At 73.7% G+C, this 26,072-nt stretch carries 23 protein-coding genes, 2 tRNA genes and 2 pseudogenes; 8 read left to right on the top strand and 19 right to left on the bottom strand.

Translation table 11 applies throughout. The features are described 5' to 3' along the window. Nucleotides 1-40: 40 nt before the first annotated feature. Both ABD358_RS19115 and ABD358_RS19120 read right to left on the bottom strand, forming a co-directional pair. A complete protein-coding gene (locus ABD358_RS19115; RefSeq protein ID WP_344632289.1) occupies nt 41-256 on the bottom strand; it encodes a hypothetical protein in 216 nt (71 codons plus the stop codon). A gap of 35 nt (nt 257-291) precedes the next feature. Continuing rightward, a pseudogene (locus tag ABD358_RS19120) lies at nt 292-864 on the bottom strand (MFS transporter); the annotation flags it as partial. A gap of 108 nt (nt 865-972) precedes the next feature. On the opposite strand from ABD358_RS19120, the gene ABD358_RS19125 reads away from it, so the two are divergent. Next, the gene (locus ABD358_RS19125) at nt 973-1,557 is read left to right on the top strand and encodes a TetR/AcrR family transcriptional regulator (protein ID WP_344632290.1); all 585 of its coding nucleotides are present in this window, start codon (nt 973-975) and stop codon (nt 1,555-1,557) included. 123 nt (nt 1,558-1,680) lie between these two features. Here ABD358_RS19125 and ABD358_RS19130 read toward each other — a convergent pair whose 3' ends face one another. Together ABD358_RS19130 and ABD358_RS19135 are read right to left on the bottom strand one after the other, a co-directional pair. Beyond that, complete coding sequence (locus ABD358_RS19130; protein WP_344632291.1) at nt 1,681-2,208, bottom strand: peptidase inhibitor family I36 protein; 528 nt, start codon at nt 2,206-2,208, stop codon at nt 1,681-1,683. Nucleotides 2,209-2,402: 194 nt separating this feature from the next. Then, nucleotides 2,403-3,098 (bottom strand): ester cyclase, encoded by a 696-nt coding sequence (locus ABD358_RS19135; RefSeq protein ID WP_344632292.1) that lies wholly within the window; start codon nt 3,096-3,098, stop codon nt 2,403-2,405. 191 nt (nt 3,099-3,289) lie between these two features. Here ABD358_RS19135 and ABD358_RS19140 point away from each other — a divergent pair, with 191 nt between their 5' ends. Next, complete coding sequence (locus ABD358_RS19140; protein ID WP_344632293.1) at nt 3,290-4,120, top strand: DUF1206 domain-containing protein; 831 nt, start codon at nt 3,290-3,292, stop codon at nt 4,118-4,120. A gap of 724 nt (nt 4,121-4,844) precedes the next feature. Beyond that, nucleotides 4,845-5,234 (top strand): annotated as a pseudogene (locus tag ABD358_RS19145) (alpha/beta hydrolase); the annotation flags it as partial. A gap of 23 nt (nt 5,235-5,257) precedes the next feature. On the opposite strand, the gene ABD358_RS19150 reads toward ABD358_RS19145, so the two are convergent. From ABD358_RS19150 to ABD358_RS19175, 6 genes are all read right to left on the bottom strand, one after another. Then, the gene (locus ABD358_RS19150; RefSeq protein WP_344632294.1) at nt 5,258-6,457 is read right to left on the bottom strand and encodes a leucine-rich repeat domain-containing protein; all 1,200 of its coding nucleotides are present in this window, start codon (nt 6,455-6,457) and stop codon (nt 5,258-5,260) included. Next, nucleotides 6,451-7,860, bottom strand: coding sequence for an SDR family NAD(P)-dependent oxidoreductase (locus tag ABD358_RS19155; RefSeq protein ID WP_344632295.1), 1,410 nt, complete (start codon nt 7,858-7,860; stop codon nt 6,451-6,453). Before ABD358_RS19155 ends, ABD358_RS19150 begins: the two co-directional genes overlap by 7 nt. Nucleotides 7,861-7,884: 24 nt before the next feature. Next, nucleotides 7,885-7,957, bottom strand: a tRNA-Gly gene (locus tag ABD358_RS19160). A 12-nt stretch (nt 7,958-7,969) separates the two neighbouring features. Further along, nucleotides 7,970-8,042: transfer RNA gene (locus ABD358_RS19165), tRNA-Ala, on the bottom strand. 127 nt (nt 8,043-8,169) lie between these two features. Beyond that, nucleotides 8,170-8,814 carry a hypothetical protein gene (locus ABD358_RS19170; protein WP_344632296.1) on the bottom strand — a complete coding sequence of 215 codons (645 nt, stop codon included), beginning with the start codon at nt 8,812-8,814 and terminating at the stop codon, nt 8,170-8,172. Nucleotides 8,815-8,888: 74 nt separating this feature from the next. Further along, nucleotides 8,889-9,539 carry a nucleoside/nucleotide kinase family protein gene (locus tag ABD358_RS19175; RefSeq protein ID WP_344632297.1) on the bottom strand — a complete coding sequence of 217 codons (651 nt, stop codon included), beginning with the start codon at nt 9,537-9,539 and terminating at the stop codon, nt 8,889-8,891. A 389-nt stretch (nt 9,540-9,928) separates the two neighbouring features. On the opposite strand from ABD358_RS19175, the gene ABD358_RS19180 reads away from it, so the two are divergent. After that, complete coding sequence (locus ABD358_RS19180; RefSeq protein ID WP_344632298.1) at nt 9,929-11,545, top strand: ABC-F family ATP-binding cassette domain-containing protein; 1,617 nt, start codon at nt 9,929-9,931, stop codon at nt 11,543-11,545. A gap of 52 nt (nt 11,546-11,597) precedes the next feature. On the opposite strand, the gene ABD358_RS19185 is transcribed toward ABD358_RS19180, so the two are convergent. Genes ABD358_RS19185 through ABD358_RS19195 form a run of 3 tightly spaced genes read right to left on the bottom strand, consistent with a single transcriptional unit; the run spans nt 11,598 to nt 13,692 of the window. Beyond that, nucleotides 11,598-12,068 (bottom strand): cupin domain-containing protein, encoded by a 471-nt coding sequence (locus tag ABD358_RS19185; RefSeq protein WP_344632299.1) that lies wholly within the window; start codon nt 12,066-12,068, stop codon nt 11,598-11,600. A 59-nt stretch (nt 12,069-12,127) separates the two neighbouring features. Then, nucleotides 12,128-12,949 (bottom strand): SAM-dependent methyltransferase, encoded by an 822-nt coding sequence (locus ABD358_RS19190; protein WP_344632300.1) that lies wholly within the window; start codon nt 12,947-12,949, stop codon nt 12,128-12,130. A 59-nt stretch (nt 12,950-13,008) separates the two neighbouring features. Continuing rightward, nucleotides 13,009-13,692 carry a TetR/AcrR family transcriptional regulator gene (locus ABD358_RS19195; protein ID WP_344632301.1) on the bottom strand — a complete coding sequence of 228 codons (684 nt, stop codon included), beginning with the start codon at nt 13,690-13,692 and terminating at the stop codon, nt 13,009-13,011. Nucleotides 13,693-13,795: 103 nt separating this feature from the next. On the opposite strand from ABD358_RS19195, the gene ABD358_RS19200 reads away from it, so the two are divergent. After that, the gene (locus ABD358_RS19200; protein WP_344632302.1) at nt 13,796-14,380 is read left to right on the top strand and encodes a class I SAM-dependent methyltransferase; all 585 of its coding nucleotides are present in this window, start codon (nt 13,796-13,798) and stop codon (nt 14,378-14,380) included. 73 nt (nt 14,381-14,453) lie between these two features. Continuing rightward, nucleotides 14,454-15,179, top strand: a complete 726-nt coding sequence (locus ABD358_RS19205) for a MerR family transcriptional regulator (protein ID WP_344632303.1) — start codon at nt 14,454-14,456, stop codon at nt 15,177-15,179. Nucleotides 15,180-15,237: 58 nt separating this feature from the next. Here the strand turns inward: ABD358_RS19205 and ABD358_RS19210 are convergent, their stop codons facing one another. The 3 genes from ABD358_RS19210 to ABD358_RS19220 form a co-directional block, all read right to left on the bottom strand. Continuing rightward, nucleotides 15,238-17,421: a 3-hydroxyacyl-CoA dehydrogenase NAD-binding domain-containing protein gene (locus tag ABD358_RS19210; RefSeq protein ID WP_344632304.1), complete on the bottom strand. Its 2,184-nt coding sequence runs from the start codon at nt 17,419-17,421 to the stop codon at nt 15,238-15,240. A 77-nt stretch (nt 17,422-17,498) separates the two neighbouring features. Further along, nucleotides 17,499-18,713 (bottom strand): acetyl-CoA C-acetyltransferase, encoded by a 1,215-nt coding sequence (locus ABD358_RS19215; RefSeq protein ID WP_344632305.1) that lies wholly within the window; start codon nt 18,711-18,713, stop codon nt 17,499-17,501. A 107-nt stretch (nt 18,714-18,820) separates the two neighbouring features. Further along, complete coding sequence (locus tag ABD358_RS19220; protein ID WP_344632306.1) at nt 18,821-19,960, bottom strand: CaiB/BaiF CoA transferase family protein; 1,140 nt, start codon at nt 19,958-19,960, stop codon at nt 18,821-18,823. Nucleotides 19,961-20,421: 461 nt separating this feature from the next. On the opposite strand from ABD358_RS19220, the gene ABD358_RS19225 reads away from it, so the two are divergent. Together ABD358_RS19225 and ABD358_RS19230 are read left to right on the top strand one after the other, a co-directional pair. Beyond that, entirely contained in the window at nt 20,422-21,912 is a 1,491-nt protein-coding gene (locus ABD358_RS19225) for a tetratricopeptide repeat protein (protein WP_344632307.1), read from the top strand. 110 nt (nt 21,913-22,022) lie between these two features. Then, complete coding sequence (locus ABD358_RS19230) at nt 22,023-22,580, top strand: hypothetical protein (protein ID WP_344632308.1); 558 nt, start codon at nt 22,023-22,025, stop codon at nt 22,578-22,580. Nucleotides 22,581-23,133: 553 nt separating this feature from the next. On the opposite strand, the gene ABD358_RS19235 is transcribed toward ABD358_RS19230, so the two are convergent. The 3 genes from ABD358_RS19235 to ABD358_RS19245 all read right to left on the bottom strand — a co-directional run bounded on the left by ABD358_RS19235 (nt 23,134) and on the right by ABD358_RS19245 (nt 25,933). Continuing rightward, nucleotides 23,134-24,360: an MFS transporter gene (locus ABD358_RS19235; RefSeq protein ID WP_344632309.1), complete on the bottom strand. Its 1,227-nt coding sequence runs from the start codon at nt 24,358-24,360 to the stop codon at nt 23,134-23,136. A 626-nt stretch (nt 24,361-24,986) separates the two neighbouring features. Then, nucleotides 24,987-25,568: a hypothetical protein gene (locus ABD358_RS19240; protein ID WP_344632310.1), complete on the bottom strand. Its 582-nt coding sequence runs from the start codon at nt 25,566-25,568 to the stop codon at nt 24,987-24,989. Continuing rightward, the gene (locus ABD358_RS19245) at nt 25,526-25,933 is read right to left on the bottom strand and encodes a hypothetical protein (protein ID WP_344632311.1); all 408 of its coding nucleotides are present in this window, start codon (nt 25,931-25,933) and stop codon (nt 25,526-25,528) included. The genes ABD358_RS19240 and ABD358_RS19245 overlap by 43 nt, the downstream gene beginning before the upstream one ends. Nucleotides 25,934-26,072: the final 139 nt, after the last annotated feature.

Raw genomic sequence — 26,072 nt, forward strand, 5'->3', positions numbered from 1 at the left:
GGAGCCCGGCCGCTTCCCGCCGCGGGTGCGTCGCCGCGGGTCAGCCGGCCGCGGTCCCGCCGGTCTTCTCCAGCGGGGCCCGGTCGTCCGTCCCGCCCGCGCCCGGCGTCAGGTCGACGCTGTCGCGGAGCCTCACGGGGGTGAGGAACAGGGTGGCGATCACGCCGACCGCGGCGATGCCCGCGGAGATCAGGAAGATGTGGCCGGTGCCGTCGCCGTAGGCGGCGCGGACGATCTCCACGGCGGCGGGCGGCATGCCCGTCAGGTCGAGCGTGGACCCGCCGCCCGCTCCGCGGCGGCCAGCGTGAACGGGACGGCGATGAAGAAGCACCAGCGCCAGCCGAGCCAGGAGACGTCGGTGATGGCGCCGTCCAGCAGCGGCCCGCCGACGGTGGCGACGGCCATGACGCCGCCGAGGTAGCCGTTGTACCGGCCGCGCTCCCTGGGGCTGATCATCGCGGCGATGATCACCTGTACCAGGGTCTGGAGCGCGCCCACGCCCAGGCCCTGGACGGCGCGGAAGGCGATCAACCGGCCGGTGTTCCGGGCGAAACCGCACGCCAGCGAGGAGACGACGAAGAGGCCGATCGCGATCTGGAACAGCAGCTTCTTGCTGAACAGGTCGGCGAGCCCGCCCCAGACCGGGGTGGACGCCGTGGACGTCAGCAGCATCGCGGTGACGACCCAGGTGTACCGGGTCTGGGAGCCCTTGAGCGAGCCCACGATCTGCGGGAGCGCCACCGAGACGACGGTGCTGCTGATCACCGCCGTGAACAGCACGATGAGCAGCCCGGTCAACGAGCGCAGGACAGCGCGGTGGTCCGCCGGCCCGGCTTCCGCGGGCGCGGCCGTGTGTGCGCTCACGCACAACCTCCGGAAGGGGAAGGGGGACGGGGAACCCCTGCGCTTTGCATGCCCGGTGAGCAAATTTTCTCATTGGGAAGTCTTTACCGACCGTAGGATGATGGCGGCATGGAGAACACACTGGGACTGCGGGAGCGCAAGAAGGCCGCCACCCGGCAGGCCGTACACGAGGCGGCGCTCCGCCTCGCCGTCGAGCACGGCTTCGAGCACGTCACCGTCGAGGCCATCGCGGACATGGCCGGGATCTCGCGCAGGACGTTCTCCAACTACTTCGCCGGCAAGGAGGACGCCCTCCTCTACGGCGAGGAGGAGCACATCCGCGCGTTCGTCCGGGCCGTGCGGGACCGCCCCGCCGACGAGCCCGCCTGGACCGCGCTCCGCCGGGCGGTGCGCGCCCTGTTCCACCGGCACGGCCGCCTGGACCCCGAGTGGGCCGTGCGCACCCGCCTGGCCAAACGGCACCCCTCCGTCCTCGCCCGGCAGCTCGCCAACCACGCGGCGCTCGAACGCGACCTCGCCCTCGCCCTCGCCGAGCGGCAGTGCCCCGAGGGGGTGCGTCCGCAGGTCGTGGCGGCGGCGTTCCTCACCGCCGCGCGGATCGGCATGCACCTGTGGACCGAGGAGGAGCAGACGCGCGACCCCGCCGAGGTCATCGAGGAGATCCTCGACGAGATGGCGACGCCGTTCTCCTGACGCCCCTCCGGTCCCGGGACGCCTCCTCCCGCTCCAGGGCGCCCGGACGCCCGGACGGCGAAAGGGGCCGGGCCCCGATGGGCCCGGCCCCTTCCTCTTCCTCGAGCCGGTGTCGCCGGTCCGTCAGCCGTGGACCCAGCGCGCGCGGTCGTTGTAGCTGCCGAGGTTGGCGCTGTACTCCGGGGCGCCGAGCCAGATCTGCTGCCCGTTGCCCATCTGCAGGCCGCCCGAGTCGCCGCGGCTCTGGTTGTTCCGCCACGAGCTGGCCCGGTTGGCGAAGCCGTACTGGTCGAGGTCGTGCCACTGCTCGTCGTTGAAGATCAGCCGGCGTCCGCCTCCGTTGGCGTGCTCGAAGATGCACAGCCAGCCCCGGGCGCAGTCCGGGAGGGCCTTCGTCCCGGCGGACCCGTCGTGGCCGAGGGCGGCGTCGGCCTCACCGCGCGTGCCGTAGCAGTCGACGTCCTGCGCGGTGGTGACCACACAGGTGTGGGCCCCCCTCCAGCCGTCCTTGAGCAGGTTGATCCGCTGGCCCTCGTAGAGGGCCACCGCTCCCGTCGCGGCGGGTTCGGCGACGGCGGCGGACGGAGCCCCCGTGAGCAGCCCCGCGGCAAGGGCCACGGCACCGACGAAGTGCGCCACACGTGTACGCATGGATTTCCCCCTTCCGGTCGCCGCCCCTCCCCGGAGAGGAGGGGCGGCCTGGTGAAACGGTCGCCGTCATCCTCGCGAATCCGGCAGGCGTTTCACCGCGAAAGGGGCGAACAACACCCATGTGGGTGACAGTGGCCTGACGGCGTGTCACATCCTCGGCCACGCTCCCGCGCACCGCGGCCAAACGCCGGGCGCTAGATCTCGACGGCACCGATCTGCCGCAGCAGGCCGAGGTCGTCCCAGTTCCACCAGCCCTCCGCGATCTTCCCGTTCTCGCAGCGGAAGGTGACGTGGCCGGTCCCCGTGATCTCCCGGTCCGTGGGCTCGACGCCCTTGAACGGGCCGACGTGGCGGCCCGTGTAGGAGAGCCGCGCGCACACCAGATCGCCTTCGGCGATCATGCTCTCGACGGTGAGCACGGGCCGGAACGCCTCCAGGATCTCCCGGTTCTCCTCCTTGGCCCGCGCGAGCCCGACGCCGTAGGACGACAGGGCGGGGTCGTGCTCCCTGTAGTCGGGGGTGCACAGCGCGTCCGCCACGTCGTAGTTCCTCCGGTTGATCACCTCCTCGACGAAGGTGCGGGCCATGCCGGTGTTGAGCTGCTCGTCGCGGGAGACGTCCAGGTCCGTGAACGTGGGCGCCTCGTCGCAGATCCGCAGCATCTCCTGGAAGATCCGGTCGGTCTCGGGCAGGTGCGAGTTCCTCATCGCCTCCTCGTAGGAGGGGAACTCCACGATCTCCACCACGTGCGCGGGGTCGGAGCGGTCCCGCCCGACGATGGAGTGGGTGGCGGTGCGTTTCCCCTGGGTCGCCTTGACCCAGCTGTCCATCAGGCTGTCCAGCTTCTCCGCCTGGTGTGTCCTGCAGTCGATGACCTGGACGAATGTCATGATGTCGCCTTCCCTCACGCAGACGTACGAAGGCATTTCCAGGCTATAACCGTTCCGCCGCCCGTGCCCCGTCCGGCGGCCTCCCCTCCCGGCCGTCCCCGCGTGGACCGCCGCCGCCCGTCCGGCCCCGGGCGGCTCGGCCGGGCCCTCCGCCAGGCGTCACCGCGCCCGTACGGGGCAGACGGCGCGGCATGAGGACTACGACAACCGCACCGGCGTCGGTGCGCGGAAACGCGAGACGGGCCGCGAACAGCTCCGCCATGGAGGCCGCCGCCCGCTGGGGGCTGGTCGCCTACGGCGTGGTCTATCTGATGGTCGGCGTGCTGGCGCTGCGCATGGCCTCCGGCGATCGCGGGAGCCAGGCGGACAGCGGCGGCGCGCTGCGGGAACTGGCCCGGCAGCCGTTCGGCGGGTTCCTGGTGTGGGCGGTCGGCATCGGACTCGCCGGGCTCGCCCTGTGGCGTCTGGCGGAGGCCCTGCTGGGCGCGGCGCGTCCCAACGGCCACAGGCCGCGGGAACGGCTGCGCTCGGCCGCGCGGTGCGCGGTGCTCGCCGTCCTGTCGGCGTCCGCGATCGCCTTCGCCGCCGGCTCCGGGAGCGGCGGTTCGAGCGACCGGCAGTCCCGCGACCTCACCTCCCGCGTGTTCGACCTGCCGGTGGGCCGCTGGCTGGCGGGGGCGCTGGGGCTGGTGATCGTCGGCATCGGCGTGTGGAGCGTGGTGCGGGCGCTGCGGCACTCCTTCCGGGAGGAGCTGGGGCCGGTGCCCGCGCGTCTGCGGCGCGCCGTGGACGTGCTGGGGGTGGCGGGCGGCGTCTCGCGCGGCGTGGTGTTCGCGGTGGCGGGCGGCTTCGTGGTGCTGGCGGCCGTGCGGTACGACCCGGACGAGGCGAAGGGCCTGGACGACTCCCTGCGCTCCCTCGCCGAGACCCCGGCCGGGCCCTGGCTGCTGGCGGCGGTCGCCGTCGGGCTGATGCTGTACGGCCTGTTCCTGTTCGCCCTGGCCCGCTGGCACAGGGGGTGAGGCCGGCTCGCCTGCCGCCGCCCCTGCCCCGCCCCCCGTGGCGCCCGGCCGAGCGGCCGGACACCACGGGGGGCTTGTAGCGGGGTACCGCGATCCGCCCGGTGATTCCGCGCTCCCGCCGGGCCGAACCGCCCGGGGACATGTGCGTGTACGCCCGGAGTCGGGCCGTCCCGCGCGGATGCCCTCGCCGGGCAGCGGCTCCCGGTGCGCCCCCGTTTCCCGGACTCCCGGGCCCGGGGCCGGTGGAGCGCGTTCCGGCACGGCATGCTCGGGGGTGGGACGGCGCGATGACGGCCGATCGGCGGACCGATGTCTGGCAGCGGTTGATCGAACTCGCGGAGCGGCCGCGGTCCGGGCCCGGCGCTCCGGCGCGTGGAGGCCCGGGCTGCGGGATCTCGAACTCCCGGGGATCGAGGAGGCCGCCGACGGCTGGGCCGACGTCAGCCGCCGGGCGGGCGCGGCCCGTACCCGTGTCGACAGCGGCATGACGAGGAAACTGGGCGGGACGCAGGAGGAGAGGCCGAGAGGGCCGCGGTCCGCAGGCTGCGGAGGCTGAACGAGAACTTCCAGTACGTCCGTGCGGAATGCGGTCTCGTGCGCACCGCGCTGGACGGCCTGGCCCAGGAACTCGGACCGCTCCAGAAGGAGTTGAACGACGTCCTCGACGAGGCGGCGGCCCTGGAACTCACCGTCCACGCCGACGGGTCGGTGAGCTGTCCGGCCGGCGGCGACCAACCACCATACCGACCCTCATCCGACCTCAATCGGCCACTCCTACGGCTCCCTCACCGTCGGTCTCGCCGCACAGGAACGCGGGGGGATCCCTGGAGCCGATGACATCGTTCTGCTGGGAAGTCCCGGGGTGGGCGCCCAGAGGGCCGAGGAGCTGGGCGTCGGCAAGGATCACGTCCATGTCGGTTCCGCCGACAACGACCCGGTGACGAGGCTCCCTTCCAAAGGGGAAACCGGAGGCGGACTTCTGGCGATGAGCATGGGACCGCTGGGCTCCTACCTCGGGTTCGAAGCAGGAGACGTCGGGGATGACGACATCTGGTTCGGAAAGGACCCGGCCAGCAAGGCGTTCGGAGCGAACCGCTTCCTGGTGAGCGACGGTTACCCTCCTTTCCTCGGGAGTCGTCAGGTCCCTGGGGGCGGCTGGCGGTGGACGCTGCGGATCGCGGCGACGTCGGCGGGGACGGGCGGCAGCGGCGGAATGCGTCCGGCGAGCGCGTCGAGGCGGCGGCGCACGCTGGCCGCGATGCCCTTGCCCAGGAGGAACCGGGTCGGAGTGGCGGCGTGCGGGGCCGTGTCGAGGAGGCGGTGCGCCTCGCGGCTGCGCATCCCGGTGTGGGCCAGCACCAGGTGCGTCATCCGGTGCGGCCGTTCCGCCAGCGCCCCGGCGATGGTGCGGGCGGCGTCCTCGTCCACGTGGTTGTCGCGGGCGCCGAGCGCTCCCGCCGCCTTCACCCGGCCCAGGTCGCACACCTCCACCCCGGCCGCGACGGCGGCGGAGACCAGGGCCGCCGCGGCCCGCGGGCCGATGCCGTTGCTGGCCACCGACAGCCGCCGCAGCCGCCCGTGGGGCGCGCGGGCCAGGGCGTCGGCGAGGAGGAGCGCTCCTTCGTCGCCCAGCCGGGCTGCCGCGGCGTACAGTTCGCCGACCGCTCCGTCGGCCAGGAGCGCGGCGAGCGGACGCGCGCCCTCGGCGCCGAGGGGGTTGCCTCCCGCGTAGAGCCTCTCGATGCGGCGGCCCTGGCGGTCGGCGGTGGCCAGCGCCTCGGCGACGAGGGCGAGTTGGGGGGCGTCCAGGCCGGTCTGGACGAGGTCGAGGGTACGCAGGGAGCGCGCCGACTCGACCAGGTCCGCCACGGCCCGCCCTCCCCCGCCGCCGTCCGCGCCCAGCGGGTTGCGCTTGAGCCAGACGCCGGTGACGGCCTGCGGGGAGGCGCGCAGTCCGTCGGCGATGCGGCAGACGCCGCCCGCGGTGATCCCGTTGCAGCCGAGGTAGAGCGTCTCGATCCCCGAGCCGGCGGCCTTCTCCGTGACGGTGGACGCGCCCTGGTCGCCGAGGCCGTCGGTGCCCAGCAGCAGGTGCCGTACGGGCCCGGGGCGCAGGGCGTCGGCGACGGCCGCCGCGCCGTCCGGGCCGAGGGCCTGCTTGCACAGGTCGAGGCGTCCGTCGGGCAGGGCCGTGCCGGCGGTGAAGTCCAGGCGTCCGGTGGGTTCCTGTCCGGTGCGCAGCCATGCCAGCAGGGGCGCGAGGTCGTCCGCCGGGCGCGGGGTGACGGGCCCGATGCCCGCGAATCCCCCGGCCTGCTGCCTGTCGGCGGTCACCATTCGGCCTCCCGGTAGTCCTTGAGGAAGACGCCGGAGACAGGTGCTCCGGCCTCGCCGCGCACGATGGGGTCGTAGACGCGGGCCGCGCCGTCGACGACGTCGAGCGGGGTGCGGAAGCCGCGCCCGGCGAGCCGGGCCTTCTTCGGGGCCGGGTTCTCGTCGGTGATCCAGCCGGTGTCCACGGCGCACATGTGGACGCCGTGGGCGGCGAGTTCGGGCCCGCTGGTGCGGGTGAGCATGTTGAGGGCGGCCTTGGCCATGTTGGTGTGCGGGTGGCCGGCGGTCTTGTTCCGCACGGCGAACCGGCCCTCGACCGCGGTGACGTTGACGATGTACCGGCGCGGGTGCGGGGAGGCCAGCAGCAGCGGCAGCAGGCGGTCGCAGAGCAGGGCGGGGGCGAGGGCGTTGACGAGCTGGGTCTCCAGCACCTCCGCAGGGTCGAGTTCGCCGAGCCGGGCGGACCAGGAGTTGCGCGGGGCGGTGTCGGGCAGCAGCCCGGCCTCGTCCACGGCGGGCAGGGCGTCCACCGCGGGCAGGGCGTCCGGTCCGGCGGAGGGGTCCCGCCCGGGCAGGGCGGGGGCGAGGGCGGCCTGCGGCAGGGGCGCGCCGGCCATCGGCCGGTAGCCGGGGGCGTACAGCACCCCGGCGGGAAGCGCGCGGGCGGCGGCGCGCCGCTCCCCTTCCGCGAGGACGGCGTACGCCTCGGGCGGGCGGCGCACCGTCTGGGCGGCGTTGTTGACCAGGATGTCCAGCGGGCGGCCGTCGGCGCGGAGCCTCTCGCACAGGCCGATGACCTGGCGCGGGTCGCGCAGGTCGATCCCGACGACCGTGAGGCGGTCCAGCCACTCCCCGCTGCCCTCGGCGGCTTCGAAGCGGCGCAGCGCGTCGTGGGGGAAGCGGGTGGTGACGATCAGTTCGGCGCCGTCGCGGAGCATCATCAGGGCGAGCTGGAAGCCGATCTTCACCCGGCCGCCGGTGAGGAGGGCGCGGCGGCCGGTGAGGTCGGTGCGCATCCGGCGGCGGGCGGAGTTGTCGGCGGCGCACTCCGGGCACAGCAGGTGGTAGAAGGCGTCGGCGCGCCGGTAGGGGCGTTTGCAGACGTAGCAGCGGCGGGGGCGGGCGAAGACGCCGGGGTCCCCCGGTCCGTCCAGCGGGGCGTCCTCGCGTCGGGCGGCCGATCCGGTGGCGGTGGCGGCGACGGTGGCCGCGTCGGCGGCGGCCCGGTTCCGGTCGCGGTCCTTCCTGCGGCGCAGCCGTCCGTCGCGGGCGAAGGACGCGGCGACCTGCTCGGCGCGCAGCCGTACCGGGTCGTCGGCGGGCAGGGCCCGCAGCTTGGCCACGGTGCGGTCGAACGCCGCGAGTTCGTCGTCGGTGATCCCCCCGGCGCCGCCGGCCTCGTGCATGCCCCCGTGACTCCCTCTCCCCGGTGGCCCCGGCCGGATTCGAACCGGCGTCCTCCCGCATGGCATGCGGACGCGTCTGCCTCTGCGCTACGGGACCGTGCCGAACCTGCCCGGACGGCCGGATTCGAACCGGCGTCCCCTCGCACGCCATGCGAGCGCGTCTGCCTCTGCGCTACGTCCGGGCATTGGCAGGGATGTTACCCCGCCCGTTCGGCGACGGCGCGGCCGGAGTCACGGGCCGGGCCACCGGCTTCGTCTTCCCGCCGTCCGATGGCGAGGGGCGGCGCGTTCGGTGGTGCTGGCGGGTCGTCAGAACGGTCCGTCGGGGTGCCAGAAGTGCGTCGGCTCGTCTTTCCGGGGGTGTCCGTCCGGGATGCGCGCGCAGGGGGCGTGGAAGGACACGAAGAGCCCCTTGCGGGAGTCGTGCCACCGCGCGTTGACCTTCAGGCCGCTCTTCGGGTGCAGGTGCCAGAAATTGAGGGACGTGGAGCGGGCGCTCTCCCGTCCGAGGTCGTGGGTGGGCTTCCAGCCCTCGGACTCCAGCCGCCCGCGCAACCGTCCCAGGGCGGCCCTGGCCGTGTTCTCCTCGATCCCGTCCACTCCCCAGGAGTGCTCGAGGCCGATCACGCCCTCCACGGGCTCGTCCCAGTGGGCGAGGTACTGGTATCCGCGGTGCTGGCAGGACCCGTCCTCGACGAAGTTCCACGCCTCGGTGACCGGCTCGGGCAGGTCGAGGAGGTCGTACGCCCACCGGGAGCGGTCCTGGAGGCGTTCGGCGGTGACGTCCGGATCGGCCGTCGGATACGGCTCGCCGTACCACATCCGGCGGGCCGCGGGCATGAGGACGGCGACCACCACGGCGAGCACCACGGCGAGGTACAGCGCCACTCCGCCTCCCACCGCCCACCGGGTCCGCTTCCGTCCCGTGCCCCGTCCCCGCGCGCCCACCGTCATGGCCGTGACGCTACGGACGGACGGCGCCCGCCGACATGGGCGCTCGTACTCATCCGCTCCGGCACGTGGGCGGGTCAGCCGGTCCAGGCCGGGTGGCGGGGGTCGTCGACGCGGACCACCGCGTCGGCCGTCTCCTCCGGGCGTGTCTCCTCCTCGTAGCGGGCGAAGGCCGGCAGCGTCCAGCGTTCCTCCTCGGGGGTGCGGCGGGCCAGGGCGGCCGGGGAGAGCCGCAGGTGGACGGCGAGGTCCAGCGGGAAGCCGCGGCCGAGCAGCAGCGGCCCGTCCAGCAGCAGCACGCCGCCGGGCGGGAGGGTGACGTAGGGGCTGCGGGTGGCGCGGTCGGTGACCGGGTCCCACAGGTCGGGCAGGATCCGGCCGGTGCCGCCGGGGCCGAGCGGCCCGAACACCTCCCGCCACAGGGCGCCGGTGTCCAGCCACAGGTCGTGGTACGCGTCCGGGTCCCGGTGCCCGTACTCCAGCCGCAGCGACGCCGGCCGCAGGAAGCCGCCCGCGCTCACCCGCCGCACGGGGCGGCCGCGCAGCCGCAGCGCCTCGGCGAGGTCGTCCGCCCACTGCCCCGGCCGGGCCGCCGGGGCGCCGTCGACCGCCGCCCGCGTCCAGGGCGAGCCGTCGTGGGTGTCCGCGGCGGCCAGGCGGTCGGCGACCGCCTCGGTCAGGCGGGGCCAGGTGACGGGGCGGACGGCGCGGCGGGCTCGGTCGGTCATGGTCCGCAGCACAGCACACCTCCGAAGGGGAGGCCAGCCGCCCCGGGCCCGCCCCTGGCCCGCTCCGGGTCTCCTCCGGGTCTCCTCCGGACGGTGGCGGAAAAACCGATTGCGGGCCCGTCCCGCCTGTCGTAGCGTTTTCGGCGGCCCTGTTGTCGGCGATCGGAGAGGCCGTTGCTCGTCTGAGGTTCCGAGGCACCGGATCCGCGGGAGTGCCCCGCGTTGTTCGTCGTGCGTGCGTCGACCTCGGGCTGTGAGCCGCCCTCCGGACAGGATGCGTCCGGGGCCTTCGCGTTCTCCCCGCTCCCCGTCTCCGTGTCGTCGCACGGCGTCCCCGGTGCCTCCGCGTGTTGCCCCCTCCCCCACCACGAGAGCAACCGGAGGCCCCTATGCCGCTTTCCGTACCGTCCACCGCGTCCATCACCTGTTCCGGGCTGCGCTTCGCCTGGCCGGACGGCACGCCCGTCCTGGAGGACTTCCACTTCTCGGCCGGCCCCGGCCGCACCGGCCTGGTGGGGCTCAACGGCGCCGGGAAGTCCACCCTGCTGAAGCTGATCGCCGGTGAGCTGAGCCCGTCGAAGGGACACGTGCACACCGCGGGCGAGGTCGGCTACCTGCCGCAGACGGTCCACCTGGACACCGCCCTGCGGGTGGACGAGGCGCTGGGCGTCGCGAAGGCCCGCGCCGCGCTGCACGCCATCGAGAACGGGGACGCGAGCGAGGAGAACTTCACCGCGGTCGGCGACGACTGGGACGTCGAGGAGCGCTCCCGCGCCGTCCTGGACCAGCTCGGCCTGGAGCACGTCGGGCTGGACCGCACCATCGGGGAGGTCTCCGGCGGGGAGGCCGTCCTGCTGCGGCTGGCCGCGCTGCTGCTGGCCCGGCCGGAGATCCTGCTGCTGGACGAGCCGACCAACAACCTCGACCTGGCCGCGCGCCACCGCCTGTACGCCGCCGTCGACTCCTGGAACGGGGTGCTGGTCGTGGTCAGCCACGACCGCGAGCTGCTGCGGCGCGTCGACCGGATCGCCGACCTCCGCGACGGCGGGGTCCGCTGGTACGGCGGGAACATCGACGACTACGAGGCGGCCCTGGCCGTGGAGCAGGAGGCGGCCGAGCGGGCGGTCCGCACGGCCGAGGCCGACGTCAGGCGCCAGAAGCGCGAACTGGCCGAGGCCCACGAGAAGCTGGCCAGGCGGGCGCGCCAGGGCAGGAAGGCCGCCGCCACCGCGGGCCTTCCGAAGATCGTGGCGGGCGCCCGCAAACGGGCCGCGCAGGAATCGGCGGGCAAGCACCGCATCCTCCACGAGGAGCGGCTGAAGGATTCGAGGGAACGGCTGGACGAGGCGGCCGAGGCGCTCCGGGACGACGACGAGATCCGCGTCGACCTGCCGCGCACCGCCGTGCCGCGCGGCCGCTCCGTGCTGACCCTGCGCGGGCTGGAGCTGCGCAACGGGGCCCGCGCCGAGCTGCACCTCCACGGGCCGGAGCGGGTCGCCCTGGTGGGCCGGAACGGCGCGGGCAAGTCCACGCTGCTGCGCACGGTCGCCGGGGAGCTGGAGCCGGCGGCGGGCGAGGCGGTGGTCCACGTCCCCGCGCGGTACCTGCCGCAGCGGCTGGACGTGCTGGACGACGGGCTGACCGTCGCGCAGAACGTCGCCCGGTTCGCGCCGGAGGCGACCGAGAACCACGTCCGGGCGCGGCTGGCGCGCTTCCTGTTCCGGGGCTCGCGGGCGGACCGGCCGGCCGGGACCCTCTCGGGCGGCGAGCGGTTCCGGGCGACCCTGGCGGCGCTGCTGCTCGCCGAGCCGGCACCGCAGCTGCTGATGCTGGACGAGCCGACGAACAACCTGGACATGGCCAGCGTCAGGCAGCTCACCGGGGCGCTGGCGTCCTACGAGGGCGCGCTGGTCGTGGCGAGCCACGACATCCCGTTCCTGCGGGACATCGGGATCACGCGCTGGCTGCTGCTGGACGGCGAGCTGACCGACACCGAGCCGATGTGACGGCCGGGGGCGGGGACGGCACCCGGCGGACGCCGGATGCCGCCCCCGCCCCTCACTCCCCGAGGAGGGTGAGGTCGGCCCAGTCGAAGCCCGGGGCGACGACGCAGGTCACCAGGGCGGGCTCGGGGCCCGCGGGCCGGGCGGTCTGCCAGTGTCCGGCGGGCACCAGCGCCCACCACGTCCTTGCCAGCCCCCGGCCGGCGCCGAGCACCGTGGTGACGGGCCGCGCGCCGTCCGGCTCGGGGGCGTGGGCGAGGGCGAGGGGGCCGCCGCCGTGCCACAGCCACAGCTCGTCGGAGGCGACGCGGTGCGGGCGGGACTCCTCGCCGGGGGCGAGGAGGTAGTGGACGGCGGTCGCGGCGGCCCGCCGCCCGCGGGCGGTGGTCACCTGCTCGGCGGCCGCCCACAGCCGCCGGTACCAGCCGCCCTCGGGGTGGGGTTCCAGCCCCAGCTCGGCGGCGGCCGGGGGTGTGGCCGCGGCGGACGTGTCCGGTGCGGGGTCCGGGTCGCGGGGTGCGTCCATGCGCGGGGCTCCTCGTGCCGATGGGGTGTCCGGGCCGTCCTCCCCGGGCGGGGCGGGCCCTACGGTTTGCGGCCCACGCCGCAGTGGAAGGCGACCTCCTCGGGCTCGCCGCCCGCCGCGGAGGGCTCCGGGCGCCACCGCGAGCACGACACCACGCCCGGTTCCAGCAGTTCCAGGCCGTCGAAGAACCGTGCGATCTCCTCGGGGGTGCGCTGGTGGAGCTTCGGGGTGCCGACGCTGTTCCAGTACTCCACCGCGGCGTCCACGTCCTCCAGCCCCGGCGCGGTGATGGTGTGCGACAGCACCAGGTGGCTGCCGGAGGGCACCGCGTCCATGAGCCGCTCCACGATGGCGCGGGCCCGCCCGGTGTCCGCCACGAACATCACGATGCCCAGCAGCATGACCGCGACCGGTCTGGTGAAGTCGAGCGTCGCGGCGGCCCGTCGCAGGATGGCGTCGGGGTCGTGGAGGTCGGCGTCGAGGTAGTCGGTGGCGCCCTCGGGGGTGGAGGTGAGCAGGGCGCGGGCGTGGGCCAGCACGATGGGGTCGTTGTCGGCGTAGACGATCCGCGACTCCGGGGCGATGCGCTGGGCGACCTCGTGGGTGTTGTCGGAGGTGGGCAGGCCGGTGCCGATGTCGAGGAACTGCCGGACGCCCGCCTCGCCGGCCAGGTACCGCACCGCCCGGCCCAGGAACGCCCGGTCGGCGCGGGCGTAGTCGAGGATGCCGGGGTGGATCCGGCGCACCTGGTCACCGGCCGCCTTGTCGACCTCGTAGTGGTTCTTGCCGCCCAGCCAGTAGTCCCACATCCGGGCGGAGTGGGGGACGGTCGTGTCGATCCGGGTGTGCGCGCCGCTTCCCGGGAGTGCCGTGCCCGTCATGGAGCCTCCTCGTCGGATCGGGGACGGGGCCGACGGCCCGTCAGGGGTCCGGCAGGAGCCTATGCGGACGGACGCGCCGGACGGGCGCGATCGGGAATTCGGGGGCCGGCGGGCGCCACGAGCAGGCGGTGGGTCATCTCCGCGAGCCGGTCCTCCGTGTCCGCCCTGGTCTCCTCGGGGACGGCGGTGCGGCGGAAGCGGTGCGAGGCGAGCAGCGACAGCAGCCACCAGGCGCCGGCGGCCGGGTCGATCTCCGGGGTGATCTCCCCGGCGCGCTGCCCCTGGGCCAGGACGGCCGTCAGCTCCTCGGCGATGCGCCGGGTGCCGCGCCGGTACGCCTCGGCGATGCGGGGCTCGTCGGTGAGGGCGGCGGCGTCGGCCAGCAGGGCGCCCAGGGTGCCGCGCTCGTGCATCCGGTCGACGTGGCCGGGGGTCGTGACGTGCTCCAGGAAGACGGCCGCCGAGCCGTGGCAGCAGGTCGCCAGCTCCTCGCGCATGGTCGCGCCGACCTGCTCGGCGGCCCGGTCGAGCACGGCCGCGTACAGCGCCGCCTTGGAGCCGAAGTTCTGGAAGACCACCGGTTCGCTCACCCCGATGCGGGCGGCGATCTCGGCCGCCCGGCCGCGGCGGTAACCGGCTTCGGCGAAGACCTCGGTGGCGGCGTCCAGGATCGACGTCCTGCGGTCGGCCGCACTCAGCCGGACACGGCACGTGGCGGCGGTGGTCGGTTCCTGCTGGGGCATCGGCCCATGCTACCCACCTGCGTCCGCCGTCTTGCCCGGCAACTTAGTGGCGACTAAGCTCGGCGATGTTCTTAGTCGTCACTAAGTTTCTTGGGGGACCACCATGACCGGAACCGCAGGCGGCGCTGAGGGGAACAGCCCCGGCATCGTCATCGACCACCCCCGGCGCTACGAGCTGTTCAGCTCGCTCGCCCTGCCCGGAGTGCGCCGCCGGATGTTCGCGCGGCTCGCCGAACTGGCCGGGACACGGCCCGGCGACCGCGTCCTGGACATCGGCTGCGGTACGGGCGCGCTGACCCGCGCGGTCGCCGCGACCGTCGCCCCCGGCGGCGGCGTGCTGGGGATCGACCCGTCGTCCCGGATGGTCGGGTACGCCCGCGACCGCGCGAGGCGGCGCGGCGAGAACAGCGAGTTCGCCGTGGGGACGGCCCAGGGGATCGACGTTCCGGACGGCTCGTTCGACGCCGTCGTCACCAGCTTCGCCGTCCACCACGTCCGGAAGGACGAACGCGAGCGGGCGTTCGCCGAGATGTTCCGGGTGCTGCGCCCCGGCGGGCGGCTGATGGTGGCCGACTTCCGCGGCCCCGCCGAGCGGCACCTGGAGATGGTCTCCGCGGCCGGCTTCGCGGACCTCGCCCGGGGCCGGGTGCGGCCCGTGGCGCACTGGATCACCGCCGTCCGGCCCTGAGTCCCCGGGTCCGGGCCCGGCCGGTGCCGCCACACGGCTTCACACCATTGGTGAGACAGCGATACTGTCCGGCATGAAGGACCCGGCTGGCTCCCTGACCGTCGACGAGCTGGCGGCGCGCGCCGGCGTGACCGTCCGCACGATCCGCTTCTACTCCACCCGGGGGCTGCTGCCGCCGCCCGAGATCGGCCCCCGGCGCGTGGGGCGGTACGGGCCCGAGCACCTGTCCCGGCTCGCGCTGATCGAGGAGTTGCAGCACCAGGGGATGACCCTGGCGGCCATCGAGCGCTACCTGCGGCAGCTTCCGCCCGACCTCAGTCCGCAGGACCTCGCCCTCCACCGCGCGCTGGTGGCGTCCTGGGCGCCGGACGCCGAGGAGGAGACCACCCGGGAGAAGCTCCAGCGGCGGGCGGGACGGGAGCTGACGGAGGACGACATCGACCGGCTGGCGGCGATGAACGTCCTGGCCCGGACCGGCGACCCGGACGTCTTCCGCGTCGATCCCGTCATCCTCCACCTGGGGGTGCGGCTGCTGGAGGTGCCCGTCACGCTGGAGACGCTCCTGGCGGCGCGCTCGGTCGTCCTGGAGCACAGCCGTGCCGCGGCCCGCGAGCTGAGCCGGCTGTTCAAGGAGGAGGTCTGGGACCCCTACCGGCGGCGGGAGGACGATCCGGAGCAGGTGGAGACCATGCGGGAGCTGTCGGCCCACATGCAGCCGATGGTGGTGCAGGCGCTGGTGACCGCCTTCCAGCGGTCGATGCGCGAGGAGTTGCGGGCCTCCTTCCCCGACGAGGAGTGAGTCCCGGCGGGCCGGGTCCGTCCGTTCCCTCCCGGAACCGGACGGACCCGGCCGGGGGTCACGCGGCGGCGGGGGCGTCGGTGAAGGTCTCGCCCTTCTCCGCCTTCTCCAGCAGCAGCTCCGGAGGCGCGAACCGGTCGCCGTAGCGGGCCTGGAGTTCGCGGGCCCGTGCGACGAAGCCGGGCAGGCCGCCGGGGTAGCCGTTGACGTACTGGAGGACGCCGCCGGTCCAGCCGGGGAAGCCGATGCCCAGGACGGAGCCGATGTTGGCGTCGGCCACCGAGGTCAGCACGCCCTCCTGGAGGCAGCGGATGCTGTCGAGGGCCTCGGAGAAGAGCATCCGCTCCTTCATGTCCTCGAAGGGGATCCGGGCGCCCTCGCGGGTGAAGTGCTCCCGCAGTCCCGGCCACAGGCCCGCGCGCCTGCCGTCCACGTAGTCGTAGAAGCCGGCGCCGCCGCTGCGGCCGGTGCGGCCGAACTCCTCGACCATCCGGTCGATGACGGCGTCGGCCGGGTGCGGCTCCCAGGTGCCGCCCGCCGCCTCCACGGCCTGCCGGGCCTCGCGGCGGATCTTCCGCGGCAGGGTGAGGGTCAGCTCGTCCATCAGGGACAGCACCTTGGCCGGGTAGCCGGCCTGGGCGGCGGCCTGCTCCACCGAGGCCGGCTCGATGCCCTCGGCGACCATCGCCACGCCCTCGTTGATGAACTGCCCGATCACGCGGGAGGTGAAGAAGCCCCGGGAGTCGCGCACCACGATCGGGGTCTTGTTGATCTGCCGCACCAGGTCGAAGGCGCGGGCGACCGCCTCGTCCCCGGTCCGCTCGCCGCGGATGATCTCCACCAGCGGCATCTTGTCGACGGGCGAGAAGAAGTGCAGGCCGATGAAGTCGGCCTGCCGCTCGACGCCCTCGGCCAGCGTGGTGATCGGGATGGTGGAGGTGTTGGAGCACAGCAGCGCGTCGGGCGCGACGACGTCCTGGATCTCCTGGAACACCTTGTGCTTGAGGGCGGTGTCCTCGAAGACCGCCTCGATCACCGCGTCGCATCCGGCCAGGTCGGCCGGGTCGGCGGTGGGGGTGATGCGGGCCAGCAGCGCGTCGCGCTTCTCCGGCGTGGTGCGACCCTTGGCCAGCGCCTTGTCGAGGAGGCCCGCCGAGTACGCCTTGCCCTTCTCGGCGGCCTCCGCGCTCACGTCCTTGAGGACGACCTCGATGCCGGCCCTGGCGCAGGCGTAGGCGATGCCGGCGCCCATCATGCCCGCGCCCAGCACGGCGACCTTCTCCACCTTCCGGGGTTCGGGGCCCCGGGGGCGGCTGCGGCCGGAGTTGACCGCCTGGAGGTCGAAGAAGAACGCCTGGATCATGTTCTTCGCGGTCTGCCCGGTCGCCAGCTCGGTGAAGTAGCGGGACTCGATCGCCTGGGCGGTCTCGAAGTCCACCTGGGCGCCCTCGACGGCCGCGGCCAGGATGTTGCGCTGGGCGGGGTAGGGGGCTCCGCCGAGCTGCTTGGCGAGGTTGGCGGGGAAGGCCGGGAGGTTGGCGGCGAACTTCGGGTGGGCGGGGGTGCCTCCGGGGATCCGGTAGCCCTTGACGTCCCAGGGCTGGACGGATTCGGGGTGGGCGTCGATGAACGCCCGCGCCGCCGCGAGCATCTCCTCGGGGGTGTCCACGACCTCGTGGACCAGGCCCTTCTCCCGCGCCGCGCGGGGGCGGTACTGCTGTCCCTGGAGCAGGACGTTCAGCAGGGCGTCGGTGATGCCCAGCAGCCGCACGGTGCGCACCACGCCGCCGCCGCCGGGCAGCAGGCCGAGGGTGGCCTCGGGCAGGCCGATCTTCGAGCCCTTGGCGTCGAGGGCGATCCGGTGGTGGCAGGCCAGCGCGATCTCCAGGCCGCCGCCGAGCGCGGCGCCGTTGATCGCGGCGACGACGGGCCTGCCGAGGGTTTCGATGCGGCGCAGGTCGCGCTTGATCGCCATGCCGCGGTCGAAGAGCTCCCGGGCCTGCTCGGGCCGCACGGCGAGGAGGTCGTTCAGGTCTCCGCCGGCGAAGAACGTCTTCTTGGCGGAGGTGACGATGACGCCGCGGACGCCGTCCCGCTCCGCCTCCAGCCGGTCGGCGGTGGCCGCGAGGGAGGCGGCGAACGCGGCGTTCATGGTGTTGGCGGACTGGTTCGGGTCGTCCAGGGTGAGGGTGACGACGCCGGTGTCGTCCTGCTCCCAGCGGATGGTGGAGGGGGCTGCCATGGTGGGTTCTCGGTCTCCGTTGAGGTTGCTGCGTCGGGAGGTTCGGGGAAGGCGGGGCGGGGTGCCGCCGGGGCGGGTCAGAGCCGCTCGACGACGGTGGCGATGCCCATGCCGCCGCCGACGCAGAGGGTCGCCAGGCCGTACCGCAGGTCACGGCGTTCGAGTTCGTCGACGAGGGTGCCGAGGATCATCGCGCCGGTGGCGCCGAGCGGGTGGCCCATGGCGATGGCGCCGCCGTTGACGTTCACCTTGTCCAGGGACAGGCCCATGTCCCTGACGAAGCGCAGGACGACGGCCGCGAACGCCTCGTTGATCTCGACCAGGTCGATGTCGTCGATGGTCAGGCCCGCCTTGGCCAGTGCCTTGCGGGAGGCCGGGGCCGGGCCGGTGAGCATGATCGTCGGTTCGGAGCCGGAGACGGCGGCCGAGACGATCCGGGCGCGCGGGGTCAGCCCGTTGCGCTCCCCCGCCTCGCGGCTGCCGATCGCCACCAGCGCCGCGCCGTCCACGATGCCGGAGGAGTTGCCCGCGTGGTGGACGTGGTCGATCTTCTCGACCCAGTGGTACTTCTGCAGCGCCACCGCGTCGAAGCCGCCGGCCTCGCCGATGGCGGCGAAGGACGGCTTGAGGGAGGCCAGGGAGTCGGCGGTGGTGCCGGGGCGCATGTGCTCGTCGCGGTCGAGGACGACCAGGCCGTTGCGGTCGGTGACGGGGACGACGGAGCGGTCGAAGCGGCCCTCCTTCCAGGCCGTCGCGGCGCGCTCCTGGGACAGGGCGGCGTACTCGTCCACGTCGCGGCGGCTGAAGCCCTCGATGGTGGCGATGAGGTCGGCGCCGATGCCCTGGGGGACGAAGCCGCTCTCGAAGCTGGTCATGGGGTCCATGGCCCAGGCGCCGCCGTCGGAGCCCATCGGCACCCGGGACATCGACTCCACGCCGCCGGCCAGGACCAGGTCCTCCCAGCCGGAGCGGATCTTGGCGGCGGCCAGGTTGACCGCCTCCAGGCCCGAGGCGCAGAACCGGTTCTCCTGGACGCCGGCCACCGTGTCGGGCAGCCCGGCGGCGATGGCGGCGGTCCGGGCGATGTCGGCGCCCTGGTCGCCGACGGGGGTGACGACGCCGAGCACGATGTCGTCGATGGCGGCCGGGTCCAGGCCGGGGAAGCGGCGGCGCAGCTCGTGGATCAGGCCGACGACCAGGTCGATCGGCTTGGTGCCGTGCAGGGCGCCGCCGGCCTTGCCGCGCCCGCGCGGGGTGCGGATGGCGTCGTAGATGTACGCGTCGGTTGTCACGGTCGGGGCCTTTCGGGACGTTCTCGGGGAGTCGGGACGTTCTCGGGGAGTCGGGACGTTCTCGGGGGATCTTCGGGAGGTTCTCGGGGAGGCTTTCGGGACGGGGGTCAGGGCAGTCCGCCGGCGAGGGACGGCAGGTTCCAGTCTCGGGCCACCTCCGCGGCGTCCGCGCCGGGGACGGCGGGCGGACGGCGCAGCGCGCCGGGGGTGGCGGAGAAGCGCGGCGCGGGGGCGGGCTGGACGGTCCCCGCGTGGTCGGCGTAGGTGCCGCGGGCGGCCAGGTGCGGGTGGGCGGGGGCCTCGCGCAGGGAGAGGACGGGGGCGACGCAGGCGTCGGTGCCGTCGAACACCTCCGTCCACTCCGCGCGTGTGCGGGTGCGGAAGCGGGCGGCGACGGCCTCGCGCAGCACGCCCCAGCGGGCGGGGTCGTCGCGGCCGGCGGCGGTCTCCTCGTCCAGGCCGAGCAGCCGGGCGAACTCGTCGTAGAAGGGCCGCTCCAGCGCGCCGACGGCCATCCAGCCGCCGTCGGAGGTCGCGTAGAGGCCGTAGAAGGGGCAGCCGCCGTCCAGCAGGTTGGCTCCGCGCCGGTCCTGCCAGGCGCCGGCGGCCAGCATGCCGTGGATCATGGCGGTCAGGTGGCTGGTGCCGTCCACGATCGCGGCGTCGACGACCTGGCCGCGTCCGCCCCCGGCGCGGGCGTGGTGGAGGGCGGCGAGGATCCCGACGACGAGGTAGAGGGATCCGCCGGCGTAGTCGCCGAGGAGGTTGGCGGGGATCGCGGGCGGCCCGTCGGGCGGGCCGATCATGCCGAGCGCTCCGGTGACGGCGGTGTAGCCGATGTCGTGGCCGGCGCTGCGGGCGAGGGGCCCGTCCTGGCCCCAGCCGGTCATCCGCCCGTAGACCAGCGCCGGATTGCGGGCCAGGCACTCCTCCGGGCCGACGCCGAGGCGTTCGGCGACGCCGGGCCGCCAGCCCTCGATCAGCACGTCGGCGCGCTCCACGAGGTCCAGGACGGTGGCGGGGCCGTCCTCGGTCTTGAGGTCGACCACCACCGAGCGTTTGTTGCGGCCGGTGACGTCCCTGGCCGGGTCGACGCCCAGGGGCTGCCCGCCGGGCCGGTCGACGCGGACGACGTCGGCGCCGAGGTCGCCCAGGAGCATCGCGGCGAACGGCCCGGGACCGATGCCCGCCAGCTCCACCACCCGCACCCCGGCGAGCGGGCCGGGGCCTGTGCCTGCCGCCGCCATCCGGACTCCCAACCGTCCCGGCCGCCTCGTCGCGACCGTATGACACCAATGATGTAACACCAGCGATGCTAAGAACGCGTCCCGCTTTCCACAACCCCCGCGGGAACCGGTCCCGACCGCTCCGGACGCGGAGCCGCTCCCCTCTTCCCGGGCGGCGGCGGACGCGTCCGCCGGACCGTCCGCCACCGCGCACACCGGCGTGAACATCCCCGCGGACACCGGCGGGCGGGCCGCTCCCGCCCAGGTCGCGGGGGCGGAGTTGTTCACCTCCCGCACCGGGTCGCCGAACAACCGCACGGCCGCTTGTCTACGGATGTGTACTCGGCCCCGCCGCGAGAGGCGCCGTGCGTCCGCCCGTCACCGACATCCCGTCGCGGACGCCCGTCCCCGGTGTCCGTCCCGCGGGCGGGGCGGACGGCCCGGAACGCCCTCAGTCGTTCCGGAGGCAGGAAAGGACCAGGATGCTTCACCCCACACACCCCGCGCCGGATTCCCCGCCGGAGCCCGCACCGGCCGCGGAACGGACACACGACCCGCTGGCCGCCGCCCTCGGCAACGCCTCCCTGCTCGGCGTGGGGTACCTGATGCTGGGCCGGCGCGAACTCGCCGTCGCCACGGGGACGTTCACCCTCGCCCTCCTCTACGTCGACTTCCGGGCCGCCCGGCCGTGGTGCGAGGCCGTCCTGCTCCTGTGGTGGGCTGCGCTCGTCGCGCACGGATGGTTCCTGGCGGGCGGACGCCGCGGACGGACCGTGGCGCGCGGACAGCGTCTCCTCGCGCTCGGCATCGCGTGCGCGGTGCTGCTGCCCGTGGGGTTCGTGCGGTTCGACGCCGCCCGGATCGAGCGGAGCGTCGCCGACGCCCTCGGGAGGGGCGACTGCTCGCGGGTGCTGGTCCTCCAGGACGGGGTGCGGCTCCACCACCGCGTGGTCGGCGCCCCGCCTGCCGCCCGCAGTGACGAGACCGCCGAGCTCTGCGACCGGCTGCTGGAGGCCGGGGCCCGGCTCGGCACGAGGCTGAGCGACGAGGACGGTCTCCCCCACACCGCCGGGACCTCCGGCACCGCCGATGTCGACGACGGTCTGGAGGAGGAGTTCCGCGTCCTCGCCTCGGTCCTTGAGGACTCCGCCAACGAGAAGGCGGTCGAGACGGTCCTCAACGGCTTCCTCGACGACCTGCCCGCCGATGAGGCCTGCCGCACCGTCACCGTCACCGACTGGCTCGACCGGCGGCTCCCGACCCACGACGTGCTGGACCGGTACTCCGGCGCCGTGGAGCGGGCCGTCGAGCGGACGGAGCCCGCGGCGCTCGCCGAGTGCGGTGACGACCTGGCGGACTTCGAGCAGTGGCAGGACGCGCGGGACCACTACCGGCGGCTGCTCGCCCGGTACCCCGACGACGAACGCGCGGACGAGGCGCGCAAGGGAGTCGTGCGGGCCACGAGGGCCATCGAGCTGGAGAACGTCACCCGCCTCCTCTCGGAGACCGACGGCGAGCAGCCCCGGTACTGCTCCAAACCCTCGAAGTACAGCGGTGCCGCCCCCTACCGCAAGGGGAAGACCAACCGCGCGCTGTTCGGCGGCCCCACCGAGTACACGGACCAGCTCCCCCGCAAATGGCGGACCGACGACCCCGCCAAGGCCGTCCTGGTGGTCTGCGTGGGCGAGGCCAAGTTCGGAACCTCCGTCCGGACGTGCCCCTACGAGTACGGTCCCGCCTGGACGGACAGCACGAACGTGACGTTCCACAAGGTCGCGATCCCCGTGAAGGCCTACGAGTTGCGGACCGGGAAGCTCGTGGCCGACCGCACCGTGGAGATCGGCGGCACGAGCTGCCCCCACTCCCTCAGCTACCACACCTTCGGCGGGTTCGACCCGGGCCCGCCGGACCAGTACGTCACCCCGTCCGACGCCGATGTGCGCGCCGGCTTCGAGTCGCTGATCAAGCGGTGACCGGGCGGCAGCCCGTCACCGGGGTTGTTCACCGCCCGCGCCGGGTCGCCGAACAACCCCACGGCCACTTGGATTCCGGTGCAGGAACCGACCACCGCAGGGAGAGAAACATGCTTTTGCGCACCGGGGCCGCGGCGGCGCCCCGACGCCCCGCCCGCCCCCTCGGCCGCACCCGCGGGCGCGGCCTGGCCACCGCCGTCGCGCTGTGCGCCGCGGGCCTGCTGGCGGCCGGGTGCGGTTCGCCGGACGGTGACGGCGCGGACGACCGCGCGAAGAGGCGGGACACACCGTCCTCCTCATCCGCCTCGCCCGCCGCGTCCGCCTCGCCCGCCTCACCCGGCCGCCGGTCGTCGCCGTCCGCCTCGCCCTCGCCGACGTACAAGGCGACGAAGGACCTGTCGACCTGCTACGACGGCGCGTGCACGGTCGAGGTCCGGGAGGGCACCGTCATCCCGTTCGGGGACGGTGTGCGGCTGCCGGACCTGAGGATCGACAAGGTCGGCCCGTCCGGCGTCGACATGACGGCCTCCGAAGCCGGCACGATGCTGCACCTCGGGGGCCAGAGCCCCGAACAGGGCGGCCCGTCCAGGCTCAACGAGACGGACGTGGAGGTCCTGGCGATCGACGGCGACACGACCGTGCTGCGCATCTCCCCTGCCCGGGGCTGACCGCCCGCCCGGCACACGCCATCACGGCCTGACCTCGTCACCACGGCCCGACGCCCGCCGGGGACGCCCCGGCGGGCGTCGGGCACGCCGAGGGCCACGCCCGTCCGGCCGGGAGGCGCTTGCCGGTGCAGCACCGGACCGGGTGGTGGTGATCGCGTCTCGGATCCCGGCCGCGACGGGGGTCCGTCATCGGACCACCGCGCTCGCGCAGGTGTCCGGGTCGCTCCTGGGGCAGAGCAAAGGGCGTTCCGCAGTACCCCCCCCCACCCTCAACTCGTGTTCCTCCCCGGCAGGTTCTCCCCGGGCGCGCCCGCGCGGAAGGCGAGGGAGACCCGGCCGTGCCGCTCTCCGGACGGGTCGGCCGTCACCGTCACGCGTCTCCTCTCCGGTTCCCTGAGTGTGATCGCCCCGCCCGCCCCGCCCCACGGCGGGCGGCGGGCGGCGGGAAGAAGTGTCCCGACAGTCGCGTGCCTCGGTGGGGCCGGTCGCACACGCGATCCCCCCGTTTCCGGTGTCCGGGGACGGGCCGGGCCGGCGTGGAGCGGGCCGTGCCCTACGCCGCGGACACCGGCGACGGCCGACGGCCGGCCCGCGGCTTCTCGCGTCGCGCCACCCAGGGCTCGCTGAGCAGGACCGCCGACGCGGCGACGGCGAGGACACCGCCGACGAGCACCGCGCCTTCCACACCGGGAGCGGTGGGCAGCAGCAGGCCGCCGAGGAGGGAACCACCGGCGATGCCGACGTTGAAGACCGCCGAGCCGATGGCCGAGGCGATCTCGGTGCTGCCGGGCGCCACGTGGAGGATTCTGCTCTGCAGCGAGGTGGTCATCGACGCCATGGAGAACCCGAGCAGGGCGACCAGGCAGACCGCGGCGGGACGCGCGCCGCCGAACAGGTACAGCCCCAGCATCGTCGCCGTCAGCAGCCCCACGGCCAGCACCATGGTGTGTCGGGGGTGACGGTCCACGAAGGCCCCGGCCACGTAGGTGCCCGCGATGCCCGCGACGCCCGACGCCAGCAGCAGTGGGGCGACGGCTCCCTGCGAGAAGCCGGTCACGTCGGTGAGGAAGGCGGTGATGTAGGTGTATCCGGTGAACACCCCGCAGATCACCAGAGCGGTGGTCACCATCAGGACGGCGAACCGGCGCGCGCTCGGCTCGGCTCCGACCGATGCGTGACCGTCCCCCAGGGCCGTGGACGGCAGCAGGACGGTGATCGTGATCAGGGCGAGGAGCCCGAAGGCGCTCATCACCGCGAAAGGAACCCGCCAACCGAACTGCTGGCCCAGCCAGGTGCCCACGGGGACGCCCACCACACCGGCCAGGGAGAGCCCGGAGAACAGTCCGGCGACCACCCGGCCCCGCACCTCGGGAGGGAACAGTCCGGCGGCGGTGGCGGCGACGATCGACCAGAACACCGCGTGGGTCAGCGCGACCGTGATCCGCGCGGCGAGCAGCACCCGGTAGCCCGGGGCCGCGGCGGAGACCAGGTTCGCCAGGACGAACAGGACCAGCAGCCCGATGAGCAGGGCGCGGCGCGGCGCTCGGCGGGCCAGGTGGGTCAGGGGGACCGAGGCGACCGCCACGACCACCCCGTAACCGGTCACCAGCAGACCCACCGCCGACCTGGAGACGTCCAGATCGGCCGCGATGACCGGAAGTAGACCGACCGGCAGGGTCTCCACCGTGCTCAGGGAGAACAACGCCACTGCCAGCGCCACGACCACGGCCACCGCGGCCGGGGTGCGTATGGCCGCCCCGGCCTTGGAGTGCGCTGTCACAACTGGTTCCTTTCTTCCCCGGGTCTGCCCGGCGACCGCGGGGCAGCGCCCTCCGCATGGACGGCCGGCGTCATTGAACACACCGCTTCCTGTCCGCGCAAGGTCTTTTCCGTGAACGGGGAGGAAACCCGCCGACCGGCTTATCCGGAGGGGGAACGAAACCAGCCGAAAATTTTTCGGTCCTTGGCGGTTCTCTCCGACGCCTGCTCATTTCCGCCCCGCGCATCGTCAGCGTGAACCGATCGCATATCGAACCGGGTGACAGAAGGAGCCACGGAGGACGCATGTCCACTGCCGTCACGGACCACGGACAGGCCGGTGTCGCTTTCCTCGGCCGCGGCTACGCCGCTGATTTCCACGGACCCACACCGAGAAACTACCCCGCGGTGAGAATTATGGGGGCCTACGATCCCAGGGGGAAGAGCGGAAAGCTTTACCGCGGAGTACGGCGGAAAAGTCTTCCACAGCATGGAAGAGGTGTGGTCCGGCCCAGCCGTCGACATCGTGGTGAGTCGATGCCGTAGACGGGCTCGTCGTCGTCCGACGCGTACAGCCTGGCGCGGATGCGGTGTCAGCGCGTCAGGTGTTCGCCCACATCCCTGTCCTCCGCTCGTGGCAGGGGTCCGTCACCGGATCACCGCGCTCGCACAGGTGTCCGGGTCGGTCTTGAGGTAGAACAAGGGGTGCTCCGGAGTGCCTCCCACCCTCAGTTCCTGGTCTTCGCTCGGCAGGTTCTCCTCAGGCGCGCCCGTGCGGAAAGTGAGGGAGATCCGACCGTGTCGCTCGTCGAACGGATCGGTCGTCACGTCGTACTTCCACTCCCCCGAACCGTCGAACCGGCGCACCTCGCCGTCGGGTCCCGTCGCGACGCTGCCGTCCTTCTTGAGCCGGAAGAGGTCGCGGGGCCATCCTTCGACGCCGAACGTGCCTTCGTCTGCATGTACTCCCTTCTCCGCCACGCGCAGGGTGATCTGCGCTTCGCCCTGCTTCCCGTAGGCTCCCGAGAGGTCCTCCCCGGACACATCGAGGTTCGGTCGAGGACACCCCTGGGAGGTGTTCGACAGGAGGACACAGCTCACCGCGGCCGCGAGACAGAGCACCACGACAAAAGCGAGTTTGCGCGGGGCCGTGCCCAGCGCGCGACGGAACCGGTTCCTGGCCACCATCACTCCCGTGGTTCGCCGTCCGGACCGATGCGTTCGGTCCATGTCATCGCCTCCTTGATGTCCCTCCCGGGACCGCGGTCGTGGTTCAGCCTCTCCTGCCACCCCCAGTAGCCGGGCAGAGCCGACTCCATGTCGGTGTCGTTGGTCAGGGTGTAGCGCACGACGAGCGACCCGTCCGGATCGACACTCTTCACTTCGTACTTGACGGCGTAGGACCCCAGGAGGGACTGGGCTTCGTTCGTGTCTCCTCCCCACAGATTGTCGACACCCGATAGCCCCGCCATGTCCTCCGCATAGGTTCCCACCATTTCAGGAAAAGAGAGTTCGGATATACTGTAAGCGGCATTCCCCTCCCATTTTCTTTCTTCTTCCCACCCGCGAGCTACTTCCTTTCTGATGTCATTCATGCTCTCGCTGGCGCGCACCTGCTCGGCGAAGGGATCGTTCTGAGTGAACGCTTCTCACCCTGAGTGCCAGGCGATCTCGATGGCGTGAATGGCAGCGACCGTGCGCCCGATGCGGTTGGTGCTGCACCGGGCCTTGCGG

This window comes from Streptomyces glaucosporus (genome assembly GCF_039533345.1).
In the GTDB taxonomy this organism is placed as follows: Bacteria; Actinomycetota; Actinomycetes; order Streptomycetales; family Streptomycetaceae; genus Streptomyces; species Streptomyces glaucosporus.

Bases quoted from the DNA above. Each gene is read 5' to 3' on its own strand.
- ABD358_RS19210 (WP_344632304.1), bottom strand. From the start codon at position 17,421: ATGGCAGCCCCCTCCACCATCCGCTGGGAGCAGGACGACACCGGCGTC.
- ABD358_RS19135 (WP_344632292.1), bottom strand. From the start codon at position 3,098: ATGACATTCGTCCAGGTCATCGACTGCAGGACACACCAGGCGGAGAAG.
- ABD358_RS19220 (WP_344632306.1), bottom strand. From the start codon at position 19,960: ATGGCGGCGGCAGGCACAGGCCCCGGCCCGCTCGCCGGGGTGCGGGTG.
- ABD358_RS19225 (WP_344632307.1), top strand. From the start codon at position 20,422: ATGCTTCACCCCACACACCCCGCGCCGGATTCCCCGCCGGAGCCCGCA.
- ABD358_RS19230 (WP_344632308.1), top strand. From the start codon at position 22,023: ATGCTTTTGCGCACCGGGGCCGCGGCGGCGCCCCGACGCCCCGCCCGC.
- ABD358_RS19240 (WP_344632310.1), bottom strand. From the start codon at position 25,568: ATGGACCGAACGCATCGGTCCGGACGGCGAACCACGGGAGTGATGGTG.
- ABD358_RS19205 (WP_344632303.1), top strand. From the start codon at position 14,454: ATGAAGGACCCGGCTGGCTCCCTGACCGTCGACGAGCTGGCGGCGCGC.
- ABD358_RS19125 (WP_344632290.1), top strand. From the start codon at position 973: ATGGAGAACACACTGGGACTGCGGGAGCGCAAGAAGGCCGCCACCCGG.
- ABD358_RS19245 (WP_344632311.1), bottom strand. From the start codon at position 25,933: ATGAATGACATCAGAAAGGAAGTAGCTCGCGGGTGGGAAGAAGAAAGA.
- ABD358_RS19150 (WP_344632294.1), bottom strand. From the start codon at position 6,457: ATGGTGACCGCCGACAGGCAGCAGGCCGGGGGATTCGCGGGCATCGGG.
- ABD358_RS19180 (WP_344632298.1), top strand. From the start codon at position 9,929: ATGCCGCTTTCCGTACCGTCCACCGCGTCCATCACCTGTTCCGGGCTG.
- ABD358_RS19130 (WP_344632291.1), bottom strand. From the start codon at position 2,208: ATGCGTACACGTGTGGCGCACTTCGTCGGTGCCGTGGCCCTTGCCGCG.
- ABD358_RS19185 (WP_344632299.1), bottom strand. From the start codon at position 12,068: ATGGACGCACCCCGCGACCCGGACCCCGCACCGGACACGTCCGCCGCG.
- ABD358_RS19115 (WP_344632289.1), bottom strand. From the start codon at position 256: ATGCCGCCCGCCGCCGTGGAGATCGTCCGCGCCGCCTACGGCGACGGC.
- ABD358_RS19175 (WP_344632297.1), bottom strand. From the start codon at position 9,539: ATGACCGACCGAGCCCGCCGCGCCGTCCGCCCCGTCACCTGGCCCCGC.
- ABD358_RS19190 (WP_344632300.1), bottom strand. From the start codon at position 12,949: ATGACGGGCACGGCACTCCCGGGAAGCGGCGCGCACACCCGGATCGAC.
- ABD358_RS19170 (WP_344632296.1), bottom strand. From the start codon at position 8,814: ATGACGGTGGGCGCGCGGGGACGGGGCACGGGACGGAAGCGGACCCGG.
- ABD358_RS19140 (WP_344632293.1), top strand. From the start codon at position 3,290: ATGAGGACTACGACAACCGCACCGGCGTCGGTGCGCGGAAACGCGAGA.
- ABD358_RS19195 (WP_344632301.1), bottom strand. From the start codon at position 13,692: ATGCCCCAGCAGGAACCGACCACCGCCGCCACGTGCCGTGTCCGGCTG.
- ABD358_RS19200 (WP_344632302.1), top strand. From the start codon at position 13,796: ATGACCGGAACCGCAGGCGGCGCTGAGGGGAACAGCCCCGGCATCGTC.
- ABD358_RS19155 (WP_344632295.1), bottom strand. From the start codon at position 7,860: ATGCACGAGGCCGGCGGCGCCGGGGGGATCACCGACGACGAACTCGCG.